At 49.3% G+C, this 12,539-nt stretch carries 10 protein-coding genes; 5 read left to right on the forward strand and 5 right to left on the reverse strand.

The window, feature by feature from the left end; translation table 11 throughout:
• Positions 1 to 131 precede the first annotated feature (131 nt).
• Positions 132 to 2,732: an ATP-dependent chaperone ClpB gene (gene clpB, locus OEZ43_09150; protein MDH5545748.1), complete on the reverse strand. Its 2,601-nt coding sequence runs from the start codon at positions 2,730 to 2,732 to the stop codon at positions 132 to 134.
• Positions 2,733 to 2,910: 178 nt separating this feature from the next.
• Here clpB and lgt point away from each other — a divergent pair, with 178 nt between their 5' ends.
• From lgt to OEZ43_09165, 3 genes are all read left to right on the forward strand, one after another.
• Positions 2,911 to 3,690, forward strand: coding sequence for a prolipoprotein diacylglyceryl transferase (lgt, locus tag OEZ43_09155; GenBank protein ID MDH5545749.1), 780 nt, complete (start codon positions 2,911 to 2,913; stop codon positions 3,688 to 3,690).
• Positions 3,691 to 3,810: 120 nt separating this feature from the next.
• Positions 3,811 to 4,479 (forward strand): response regulator, encoded by a 669-nt coding sequence (locus OEZ43_09160; protein ID MDH5545750.1) that lies wholly within the window; start codon positions 3,811 to 3,813, stop codon positions 4,477 to 4,479.
• A gap of 14 nt (positions 4,480 to 4,493) precedes the next feature.
• Positions 4,494 to 5,882, forward strand: a complete 1,389-nt coding sequence (locus tag OEZ43_09165) for an ATP-binding protein (protein MDH5545751.1) — start codon at positions 4,494 to 4,496, stop codon at positions 5,880 to 5,882.
• A gap of 67 nt (positions 5,883 to 5,949) precedes the next feature.
• On the opposite strand, the gene OEZ43_09170 is transcribed toward OEZ43_09165, so the two are convergent.
• The 3 genes from OEZ43_09170 to OEZ43_09180 are packed head-to-tail and all read right to left on the reverse strand — an operon-like array spanning position 5,950 to position 9,075.
• A complete protein-coding gene (locus OEZ43_09170; GenBank protein ID MDH5545752.1) occupies positions 5,950 to 7,470 on the reverse strand; it encodes an FMN-binding glutamate synthase family protein in 1,521 nt (506 codons plus the stop codon).
• 44 nt (positions 7,471 to 7,514) lie between these two features.
• Complete coding sequence (locus OEZ43_09175; protein ID MDH5545753.1) at positions 7,515 to 8,204, reverse strand: 1-acyl-sn-glycerol-3-phosphate acyltransferase; 690 nt, start codon at positions 8,202 to 8,204, stop codon at positions 7,515 to 7,517.
• A gap of 55 nt (positions 8,205 to 8,259) precedes the next feature.
• Complete coding sequence (locus OEZ43_09180; GenBank protein MDH5545754.1) at positions 8,260 to 9,075, reverse strand: ankyrin repeat domain-containing protein; 816 nt, start codon at positions 9,073 to 9,075, stop codon at positions 8,260 to 8,262.
• Between the two features lie 84 nt (positions 9,076 to 9,159).
• Here OEZ43_09180 and OEZ43_09185 point away from each other — a divergent pair, with 84 nt between their 5' ends.
• Both OEZ43_09185 and OEZ43_09190 read left to right on the forward strand, forming a co-directional pair.
• A complete protein-coding gene (locus OEZ43_09185; protein MDH5545755.1) occupies positions 9,160 to 9,591 on the forward strand; it encodes a DUF2141 domain-containing protein in 432 nt (143 codons plus the stop codon).
• 138 nt (positions 9,592 to 9,729) lie between these two features.
• Positions 9,730 to 11,799 carry a transporter substrate-binding domain-containing protein gene (locus OEZ43_09190; GenBank protein MDH5545756.1) on the forward strand — a complete coding sequence of 690 codons (2,070 nt, stop codon included), beginning with the start codon at positions 9,730 to 9,732 and terminating at the stop codon, positions 11,797 to 11,799.
• A gap of 6 nt (positions 11,800 to 11,805) precedes the next feature.
• Here OEZ43_09190 and OEZ43_09195 read toward each other — a convergent pair whose 3' ends face one another.
• Positions 11,806 to 12,534: a competence/damage-inducible protein A gene (locus OEZ43_09195; protein MDH5545757.1), complete on the reverse strand. Its 729-nt coding sequence runs from the start codon at positions 12,532 to 12,534 to the stop codon at positions 11,806 to 11,808.
• Positions 12,535 to 12,539 lie beyond the last annotated feature (5 nt).

Genomic DNA, 12,539 nt, shown 5'->3' on the forward strand with positions numbered 1-12,539 from the left:
ACATTCGTTTTCTCGACAATGTTCTGTGTCGATGCAAACTAGCATTAACCCGTAGTGGGCGCCATTATCGCGCGATAGACTACAGCAGATAGACAAGAGGGTGTCTTATGAGAGACACCCTCTTTTTTTATTCAGGCCACGGCGGCCTGCTGTTCAAGCTTTTTTACAAAGGACAGATCCTCCCCGGACCTGTCGACTACAATTACATCACCAGGTCCGAAGGCACCCGACAAAATTTTCTGCGCCAGCGGATTTTCGATACGTGTTTGTATCGCGCGTTTTAACGGTCTCGCCCCGTAAACAGGGTCGTAGCCCGCTTCCGCAAGAAAATCCAGCGAGGCCTTACTCAATTCCAGCGCCATATCTCTATCAGCCAGACGCTTACGCAGATAATCGATTTGGATACTGGTAATTGAACGCAACTGTTCTCGTCCCAGCGGGTGGAACACCACGACATCGTCGACACGGTTGATGAACTCAGGTCGGAAATGTTGACCAACCACTTCCATCACCGAGGATTTCATTTCCTCATACTTTTCTTCACCCGCCATTTCCTGTATCAGCTGAGACCCAAGATTTGACGTCATCACAATCACAGTGTTGCGGAAATCAACGGTACGCCCCTGACCATCAGTCAGACGACCATCATCGAGCACTTGTAGCAAGATATTGAAAACATCGGGATGCGCCTTTTCCACCTCATCGAGCAATATTACCGAATACGGTTTGCGACGCACGGCCTCAGTCAAATATCCGCCTTCTTCGTAGCCAACATATCCCGGAGGTGCGCCTATCAAACGCGCCACGGAATGTTTTTCCATGAACTCAGACATATCGATTCTGACCATGGCCTCTTCGGTATCAAAGAGAAACTGCGCCAGCGCTTTCGTCAGTTCAGTTTTACCGACACCTGTTGGGCCAAGAAATAGAAACGAACCATTAGGACGATTAGGATCAGAAAGTCCGGCGCGTGAACGGCGTATGGCATTGGACACAGCGACCACCGCTTCCTGTTGCCCAACTACGCGAGTCGCAAGCTCCTCTTCCATGCGCAACAGTTTTTCGCGCTCGCCTTCGAGCATTTTGCTAACGGGAATACCTGTCCACTTGGAAACAACTTCGGCGATCTCTTCATCTGTGACCTTATTGCGCAACAAGGTCATTTCCTTACCCTCTTCTGCATTGGCATCTGCTGCTCTGAGTTGCTTTTCCAGCTCCGGTAATTTGCCATATTGCAGTTCAGACATGCGGCCAAGATCACCCGCGCGGCGAGCCGCTTCTAATTCCTGGCGTACACGATCAATCTCTTCCTTGATGTGTTGGCTACCCTGCACCGAAGCCTTTTCTGATTTCCACACTTCATCGAGATCGGCATATTCTTTCTCAAGGCGAGAAATTTCGTCTTCGAGATTCTTGAGGCGTTTGCTTGATGCCTCGTCTTTTTCCTTCTTGAGCGCCTCGCGTTCAATTTTCAATTGCACCAGTCGGCGATCCAACTTGTCCATTTGCTCTGGCTTGGAATCAATTTCCATGCGTATGCGACTTGCCGCTTCGTCGACTAAATCGATAGCTTTGTCTGGCAATTGACGATCGGTGATATAGCGGTGAGACAAGGTCGCAGCGGCAACAATCGCAGGATCGGTAATATCCACACCGTGATGCACTTCGTACTTTTCTTTCAGCCCGCGCAAAATAGCAATGGTGTCTTCCACACTCGGTTCATCGACCAACACTTTTTGGAAACGTCTTTCAAGCGCGGCATCTTTTTCGATGTATTGTCGATATTCGTCTAAGGTTGTCGCCCCGACGCAATGCAACTCGCCGCGCGCCAAAGCCGGTTTGAGCATATTGCCCGCATCCATAGCCCCTTCCGCTTTACCCGCGCCAACCATGGTATGTAGTTCGTCGATGAATAAAATTACCTGACCTTCCTGCTTGGAGAGATCATTCAATACGGACTTCAAACGTTCTTCGAATTCGCCACGAAATTTTGCACCGGCAATCAAAGCGCCCATATCCAACGACAGCAATCGTTTGTTTTTCAGGCCCTCGGGCACTTCGCCATTAATGATGCGCTGCGCCAGTCCTTCTACGATTGCCGTTTTACCCACGCCTGGCTCACCAATGAGCACCGGATTGTTTTTGGTGCGACGTTGCAAAACCTGTACAGTACGACGAATTTCATCGTCACGTCCGATGACAGGATCGAGCTTGCCCTGTTCGGCACGCTCGGTAAGATCTATGGTGTATTTTTCCAAAGCACGTCGGTGTTCTTCCGCGTCCGGATTCTCAACTTTTTGCCCTCCGCGCAGTGCATCGATAGCCTCACTCAAACCACCTTTGGTGGCACCCGCTTTACGCAGCAAATCGCCTAATGGGCCTTTGTCTTCCACTGCTGCCAATACAAACAATTCGCTGGAGATATAGGCATCTTTTCGTTGCTGCGCCAGTTTGTCCGTGAGGTTTAACAGTCGTCCCATGTCGTTGGAGATGTGCACATCACCTCCTGCCCCCTGTACCGAAGGCAGACGGTCAAGCGCTTCGCCAAGCTTTGAGCGTAATGACTTAACGTCGACACTGGATTGCGTCAAAAGATAAGGAACAGTGCCACCATCTTGATCCAACAGCGCGCTCATCACGTGTACAGGTTCGATAAATTGGTGATCTCGTCCAACGGCAAGACTCTGCGCGTCACCGAGTGCCATCTGAAATTTGCTGGTCAGTTTGTCCATTCTCATGGGATCAATACCTTGCTGGCTGAATTTGAATTGTTTCCTATATGGGGCCACTCTCTTTGAGTTCAAGTCATGTCGCTACTGCACTAAATCCGCAGAGTTTCAATCAGGTTTATCATTCCGGCACCATGTTTGATACTATGATGCCTCATCCACCCAAACCCGAAAACATCATATGACTGACTATTTTGTTTGGAGCATCGACCCCATCATTTTTTCCATCGGTTCATTTGGAATACGTTGGTATAGCCTGATGTTTGCTACCGGCTTTATCGCCGGTTTTTACATCATGCGCGATGTATTCAAACATGAAAACAAGCCTGAGGAAAAACTTGATAGCTTGTTAATACATCTGGTTTTAGGCACGGTTATTGGTGCCCGCCTGGGCCATGTGCTCTTTTACGAACCTGGATACTATCTTTCCAATCCTCTGGAAATCATCAAAATCTGGGAAGGTGGTCTTGCCAGTCACGGCGGTGCCATGGGCGTACTGATTTCACTGTTTCTATTCGTACGCAAACATCAGTTTTCCTATTTATGGCTGCTGGATCGACTGGTGATTCCTATCGCCTTAACCACTAGCCTGATCCGTTTAGGTAATTTTTTCAACTCGGAAATTCTGGGCAATAAATCCGATTTGCCCTGGGCAATTATTTTTTCCCGCATCGATCAGATTCCGCGCCACCCGGTACAGTTGTATGAGTCTATGGCCTATCTCGCCATTTTTGCCTTGTTGTTTTTTGTGTATCGTAAACAACAGCGCAAACCGGCCGCCGGTTTGCTGTTTGGCAGTTATCTCATTATCGCGTTTAGTGCGCGTATTTTCCTCGAAAGCTTTAAAACCAAACAGGCCTCGTTCGATGCCCCGCTAGCCATGAGCATGGGGCAATGGCTAAGCGTACCCTTCATCCTCGCGGGCATATTTCTCCTGGTTAAAGCATTGAAAAAAACCTGAAAAAATTCGCCTGATAGCTTAAGACCCCCGTTCTTAAGCCGATAAGTAACTTAGCCTCTTCACGGCCAGACGACGGCCAAAAAGGAGAAGAGGCATAGTTACTTTTCAGGAGGAACAGGCATGCGCATTTTAATCGTTGAAGACGACACGCTACTGGGCGACGGTATCCGCACCGGATTGGCACAACACGGCTACGCCGTAGACTGGGTGGAAGACGGCCAGGCAGCGGAAACCGCGCTGATGACGAATGAATACGAACTCATGGTACTTGACCTGGGTTTACCCAAAAAATCCGGGCTTGAAGTCCTGAAGCATGTACGCGGCGGGGGCAACGATCTGCCTGTCATTATCCTGACTGCCCAGGACACTATCGATGACCGCATCAAAGGACTCGACACCGGTGCGGATGACTACCTGACCAAACCTTTCGATCTGGATGAACTATCCGCGCGTATCCGTGCTTTGCTGCGTCGCCGTGGTGGTCGCACATCGCCAGTTATCGAACACTATGATCTGATCGTCGATCCTGCGTCACATACCGTGACCAAGGATGACAGAGGTGTGGATATTTCCCCTCGCGAATTCACCATCCTGACCTTACTCCTGGACAATCGCGGCAAAGTCATGTCGCGCAGCCGTTTGGAAGAAGGTTTGTACGCGTGGAATGACGAGGTCGAAAGTAACACCGTCGAGGTACACATTCATCACCTGCGTAAAAAGCTAGGCGCTGAACTGATACGCACTATACGTGGCGTAGGTTATATCATCGACAAACCCACTTCGAAATAAAATACCCGCGGCCTATGTTCCACTCGATACGCCGCCGCTTGCTGCTGATACTGCTTTCCGCGTCTATCGGATTGTGGTTGCTTGCGGCTGTGTTCAGTTACCTCGATACCCGTATAGAAGTCGAAAAACTCTTTGACGCCCAGCTGGCCCAATCCGGACGCGTCATGCTCGCCCTGAGTATGCATGAAGTCATGGAACAACGCCTGCTCGGCAAATTGTCCGGCACGGTGACAGAAACCATACGCGAAGGTATCTGGCAACTCGGGCACAACTACGAAAAGAAGCTCGCCTTTCAGATCTGGATTAATGACGACATTCTCGCCATGCGTTCAGATAACGCCCCCGATGTTCACATGACACGCAGTGTTGAGGGTTTTTCTGAAGAGCTGGTTGGCGGCAATACCTGGCGTATGTTCACGCTTCAGAGCGAAGACGGCGATATCACCATACACATTGGCGAGATGAATGATATACGCCACAAACTGGCTAACGGCGTTGTGATGCGCACGCTTGCACCGATGATTATGATTTTGCCGCTAACCGGCTTTGTGCTTTGGTACGGCGTTGGTCAGGCCATAAGTCCCTTGCGACGTATCGCAGAAGAAATGCGAAATCGCCGCGCCAACGACTTGCGTCATATCGACGCAGACTACCTGCCCGACGAGGCCAAGACGCTGGCGGCTTCGCTCAACAATGTCTTCGACCAGTTGCAAAGCGCCGTGGAAACGGAGCGACGATTTACTGCCGACGCCGCGCACGAATTACGCACCCCATTAGCCGCCCTGAAAACTCATGCGGAAGTGGCCTTGCAAGCCGCAACCGAGGAAGAGAAAAAACAGGCCTTGCGCCAGGTCGTGCGTGGCGTTGATCGCGCTACACGACTGGTGGAGCAATTACTTACTCTCGCCAGACTCGATCCGGATACGGGGAAGGCCAATGTAAAACGTTTTGACTTGTTCATAGTCGCCGAACAGGTCATCAGCGATGAAGCGGCGATTGCCATCGAAAAAGACATTGAGATCAGCCTGAATGGAACACGCGGCAAATTCGTACATTGTAATGGCGACGCCGTCGCCGTGATGATGCGCAACCTCATCGATAACGCCATACGTTATACGCCTGAAGGCGGCGTGGTCGAAGTTTCCATCATACGCTTCGACGACAAAATCACGTTCCGCGTATCCGATAGCGGACCAGGAATTCCTGCAGAAGACAGAGAGCGTATTTTCCAACGCTTCTACAGACGCCTCGGCACCAAGTCACCAGGCAGTGGTCTGGGTCTGTCTATCGTCTCCCGCATCATAGATCTCTACGGTCTGAATATCACCCTCGACGAAGCCGTACTCGGCGGCCTGCAAATCGACGTTCAGTTCAAGGCCATGGATTTGGAACCACGCACTTAATCCTATCGTCCGAATGCTTTGAATTAAATTTCAGGAATTGTAATTACGATAAGTGAGCGATTACCCACTACCCTTCACGAAGGATTTTTACGTTACTCGTATCAAATCCCTTACCCTCGACGGGATAGGGATGGAGTTGATCAAGAGGAAGACTTTGATCGGCTGCGGTTACCAGTCGCACATGTTCGCGACGGAATTCCCTGGCATTGCTCAAGCCACAGGAATGGGCAAGTTTGTCGATTTCGACATTTACCCAATGGGCATAGTTAGCGACACGCTTGAATTTTTCCGTCACCACCAGGCCACGCTGAAGTCGTTTGTTGTGCGTGGTAATGCCCGTCGGACAGGTATCCATATGGCATTGCATGGACTGTATACAGCCTAGGGAAAACATAAATCCGCGAGCGGAAGTCGCAAAGTCTGCGCCGGCACACAGTGCCCAGGCCACTTTCGCCGAGGTGACCAATTTACCTGAGGCAATCACTCTGACGCGATTGCGTAAGCCGGCCTCGATGAGAGAATCCACCAGCATAGGCAAGGCTTCCTGCAAAGACAAACCGACATGGTCAGCAAGAATCTGTGGGGCAGCGCCTGTTCCCCCATCGCCACCATCAACGGTAATAAAATCCGGCGCAGAATCCGAACCTCGCCGTATCACGGCTTCAAACAACGTATCGGTAAATGTCCGATTGGATATCACGACCTTAAATCCTACTGGTCGTCCAGTCACTTCGCGTATCCGCATAATCATGTCCAACAAATCATCCGGACTCTTGATTTCACGATGGCGGTTAGGGCTACTGGAAACAACGCCGACGGGTATGCCGCGGATGCGCGCGATCTCGGGCGATACTTTGACTGCAGGGAGAACGCCGCCACGTCCCGGTTTGGCGCCCTGAGAAATCTTGATTTCAAATGCTTTCACGTGTTGCGCCATCTCAATCAGTTTTTCATCACTGAGTTTGCCATGTTCGTCTCGCACGCCGTACTTGGCGGTTCCGATTTGAAAGATGCGATCACAATCGGCAGCTAAATGAAACGGCGATAATCCACCTTCTCCGGTATTAATCCAGACGCCGGCCTGGGCGGCGCCCATCGTCAGTGCCTTGACCGCCGGGCCGGAAATCGCGCCATAACTCATGCCGGATATATTAAAGATCTGTCGCGCGACGAATGGCTTGTCACAACCTTCGCCTATCGTCATTTGAGGTGAGGGCGTACATTCCTCTTCGAGCATGGGATAGGGAGAATTGACAAAGATGATAGTCCCGGGTTCGCGTAAATCATTCGTCGAACCAAAACCGATGACACCGCCCAAACCCTTCGATGTTTTATACACCCAACTGCGAGTGGCGCGATTAAACGGCATTTCCTCGCGATCGTGGGCAAAGAAATATTGGCGAAAAAATTCACCCTGACGTTCGAGAAAATAACGCATATGCCCGATGACCGGGAAATTTCTCAAAACAGCATGTTTACTCTGGAAAATGTCGTAGAAAAAAACCACTGACAGGAACAACATCACAATGCCGGCTAACCAGCCCATGATGGTTATGATGGTCGATAAAGTGGAAAATAATTCGTCCATTACGATCCCAGTTACGAATACCCTCTTTGACTACTAACGGCTAATTAGGTTGTATGCTTAACACTATTTAATAACTGATCCAGTGTTTTAACGTACTCATCGTAGCCATTTGTATCCGTACAATAAAACGGGCTACCGATTTCGACTTTCACATGACTTCTGACGAGCAGTGCTCGCAAGGTCGATCCTGGCAGACCGATTCCAGTAATAAAAATCGGAAAAATCGGTGCCCCGCTTTTCATCGCCATACGAATGGCGCCGCCTTTTACCTTACGCGGTTTGTCTGCTGGCCAATGTATGCCACCATGCGGGAAAACAACAACGACTTCGCCATTGGCCAAAGCATCATAGGCCTCACGCAAGGCCTTTTCAGGGCGTGTTTCACGATCAACGGGAATACATCCAGCAGCCTTAAATAAAAAAGGTAGACGATTGTATTCCTCACGCGCGATTAAAAAACGCAAAGGCCGTTTGCTCAAACCAATCAGTAAGGGAGGATCAAGCCCGGAAATATGATTCGCAACGATAATCGCCGGCCCATGTTCAGGGAGGTCGATGTATTGATTCGCATCGAGACGATGATAGCGATACAAAAACAGACGCAGGGCGCCATCAATGAGATTCAAACCCGGACGGCCCCAGTCCACTTCAATGGCATTACGCGACGCGCGATAGAAACGACTAACGGCGAACATGGAAAAAACAACAAAAAAACCGGCGATATAAGGCCACATGCGTCAGAAAGATAAACTGTTTTACGTAGTGTAACGAAGATAGCTAGCGACTGTCTTATTTCTTTTTCTTGCTGCCACCGGCTTCCGCCTCTGCTGCCGCCGCTTCGGCCTCGAGTTCTGAAGCACGCTCTTCGATCAAATCAATCAAATCGTCATTGGCAAGAATTTTCGCCCTGGCCAGTGCATTCCCGCCAAGCTTGCTCTCAAGTTTGATATCAGCGCCATTACTAACGAGGAGTTGCGCGACCTCAAGTTTCTCCTGGGACACGGCCAGCATTAACGGCGTTGAACCATCTTCTGCCGCCACATTGATGTCTGCGCCATGGACCAGCAGGAGATTGGCGATGTCTTTGTGCCCAAAATACGCGGCATGGTGTAAAGCGGTCAAACCGTTCTTGCGGGCGGCGCGTGTATCCACGCCTCTCGAAAGCAGTGCCCTCACCATTTCCGTATGACCGTAATAGCTAGCGGTAATCAGCGCCGATTCGCCATTTTTGTCTTGAATGGTCGGATCCGCGCCTTCATTCATCAAACGATCAAAATTTTTCTTGTCGCCACGTGCGATGACTTGCATCAATGCAGTTGACCCACGACCATCGGCTTTATCCACATCTGCGCCTTCGGTAAGCAGGTAGTCAACCGTGCGCGGGTTTCTAAGCTGTAGTGCCGCCATAAGTGCCGTTCGACCTGCGGCATTGGAAAAATTGACATCCGCGCCATCCATGAGCGCCGATTTCAGACGTGGAATATCGCCAGCACGGGCAGCCAGCAGCAAAACATCATTGGCAGTTACCGCCAATACGCTTGACGACCACCAAGCCTGGAACAAAACTGCCAGCACGAATAGTGTAGACTTAACCTTGACATTCATACTATTTATAGCGACAGTTTTGTTGAATTTCTTGAACAAGTCTGTTTATTGAAAACCAATTACCACAGTCTAAAGGTGTCTGAAATGCGTGTATTCATTTTGCCAATAATATTGTCTTTCGTCATATTTCAGACCGCACTGGCTGAATCCACTCTCATCGTTAACATACAAGGCCTGAAATCCGACAACGGTCAGGTTTCCGTCCATTTATTCGAAGCGACGAATGCTAATGCCTTCCCGACCAAGCAGGACATGGCACTGAGATCGGCACTCAATTATATTCGCCAGGGCACAAGCAGAATTCGCTTTTCAGCACTGGCCTCTGGCACCTATGCGATCTCTGTTTATCACGACGAAAACGGGAACAATCAGCTGGACACCAATTGGCTGGGGATACCGGATGAAGGTCTGGGTGTTTCAAAAGATGCCAAAGGCAGTTTTGGCCCACCCAGTTTCAAAGACGCCGCCTTCGAGGTGTCAGAAGATTCCACCGTGACCATCAATATGCATTATTAAAAAATGCGCTAATGGCAATCTATTTTTACAAACGTATTACATAAACAGCCGATAATTGTATAGTAAACCTTGCTCGTTTGAGGCTTGTGATTTTTCCAGTTACTGCAAACAGAAGGAACTGGCGTTAGACCTATCCGTATGGACTATTTTATCCGCTACAGAAAAAGTATATTTCTCACCCTGCTTATCTACCCATTGATAACCGGCATACCGGTATACGCCGATCACGGCTCTGGGGAAACTCACCCCAGACAATCTTTTGTCGTCGCCTCAAGCAATAATTTTCCACCACTGAATTTTCTCGATAAGGATAAAAATCTGACCGGATTTGGTCGTGAGCTGTCAGATGCGGTGTTTGCCTCTATCGGTATTACCCCAAAACGTTTGCACAGCGGCAATTGGACTGAGGTTCTTAGCTGGCTGGAAAAAGGTCAGGCGCAGATCATTCATGATACGGGTTACACAGAGGATAGAGATAAATTTCTCGACTATACTGTTCCCATTATTGAAATGAACGAAAGTATTTTTGTACAGAGCCATCGTTTCGATATTCAAAATCTGGAGTCACTGAGGGGAAAACGCGTCGCTTGCGTTAATAAACACATTACGCATCTCTATCTCCAGCAAATCCCGTGGATAAACTGCCATATCGTCAACACCCCGGCTGAAGGTGTACACGCCTTGATAAACGGACGCGTTGATGCCTTCATCTACCCGGAAGAAATTGTACTGTATTTCCTGCACACCTTTGATCGCATCAGAGAAGTCAAGATTACCGGTGAACCATTGCGTCGCTTAAGCTGGTCGATGACAGTAAAGGAAGGCAATACCGAGCTACTAGAGAAACTCAATGAAGGCATTCTTGCCATTAAACACAGTGGAGAATACGACCGAATTTATAGCAAGTGGTTTGGCTCGCCACTGATTTCAGGCTATACAAAAATGGAGTTCACCTTTCTTGGTATAGCGGTATTCGCCACGACGCTACTGGTTGCCTTTGTTATTTACACCGCCAAATTGCGCAAATCCAAGTCGGAGCTTCGTCGCTACAGGGAAAACCTGGAAGAGGAAGTCGCAAAACGTGCCGACGAATTGAAACAGTCGAATCTCTTGTTTCAGGCGGTAGTCGACACCATACCGTCACGCGTCTTCTGGAAAGATCTGGACAATAATTATTTGGGATGTAACAGCGCCTTCGCCCGCGACGCAGGAAAACAATCCCCGTCTGAAATGATAGGCAAAGATGATTTCGATATGCCGTGGAAATCAGAGGCGCCTCTATATCGACGAGACGATGCATCCGTCATGCAAACCGGCGAATCCCGTCTCAACTTCGAGGAACCTCAGACGACGCCTGATGGAAAAACCATCTGGCTGGAAACCAGCAAAATTCCGTTGCGCAAGTCTGACGGAACTGTTTACGGCGTGCTCGGGACTTACCAGGACATTACCTTACGCAAGAATTTTGAAAGTGAACTGATAAAGGCAAAAGATCTGGCCGAAGAAGCCAACCTCGCCAAATCCATGTTTCTGGCCAATATGTCTCATGAATTCAGAACGCCTCTACATGGCATACTCGGTTTTGCGCAAATGGGTATTCTGCGCAGCAGCGAATCCACCGACGAAAAATTAAATAAATTTTTTCATCAAATAAAAAGCAGCGGTGAACGATTAAAGACGCTAGTCGATGATTTGCTCGACCTGAGCAAACTGGAAGCCGGTAAAATGTCGCTGAATTTTCAGCAACATGATATCCGCGAAATCATACAGGAGTGTGTCGCGGAACAAGAAGTCTTGATTACCGGGCATCGCCTCATTATTGAATATGATTTCGATGAAAATTTACCGGCTATTGATTGCGACAGAAATCGCTGCGGGCAAATCATCATGAATTTGTTGAGCAATGCTATTAAGTATTCCCCTGACCGCGGACACATACATATTAGTGCCACGACAAACACGGCACAGGACAGTTTGGTTTTTACGATAGATGACCAGGGACCGGGCGTAGCGGACGAAGAAAAACAAAGTATTTTTGAAAAATTCGTTCAAAGCCCGAAGAACCCCAGTGGCAGCGGCGGCACTGGGTTAGGTCTGGCGATTACGCGGGAACTTGTACGTGCACATCACGGTAAAATCTGGTGTGAAGATGCGCAAGGCGGCGGCGCCAGTCTGGTTGTGGAACTCCCTCTAAAGCAAATCGCGTAACTAGCCTTATGGATACTCTAGGCGATAGCCGAGCGACTTCGCATGATCCTTCAAAGTTGAAAAAGCCTGCTCGACTGTCGAGGCATTACCGCTGACTACAAATTCGACATATCCCTCAGGTTTGCCGAGATGAGGAAGGCTGGCGACTTTTAATCCCTGTTCTATAAGCGACGCCATTAAGTCGATAAAATCACTTTCATGTCCAGCGATGACTCGCAGCACTTTTTTCGCACTTGGCACATCTTCGCGACCAACATATTGCGCTAATATCCATTCACGCATGGGATTTGCCATTTCTGGAAAGCCTGGAAGAAAGTGAACATGGCCTACTGAAAATCCCGGCACGCGATTTACCGGATTCGGAATCAAGCTAGCGCCCTCTGGCAATTCAGCCATGAGTATGCGCTTGGGTCTGGCCTTTTCACCAAACTGCGCCTCAATTTCCACCAACGCTTGCGCATGTGTCACCAATGGCAGTTCAAAAGCTTTTGCCGCGCATTGCCGAGTATAATCATCCGGCGTTGCGCCTATCCCGCCACAACAAAAGACCGCAGAAGCATTCTCGCGCGCGGTTCGTAGCGTGGAAATTATCTGCTCAGGCTCATCACCCACCAGATAACACCACTTGAGATGGTGTCCATAGCGATTGAGCAATTCGATAGTCTGCGACAGGTGCTTATCCTGTCGGTAGCCGCTGAGAATTTCATCTCCGATAACAATGAGCCCAAAATCCATATTCG

The organism is Gammaproteobacteria bacterium (assembly GCA_029881255.1).
Taxonomy (GTDB): Bacteria; Pseudomonadota; Gammaproteobacteria; order S012-40; family S012-40; genus JAOUMY01.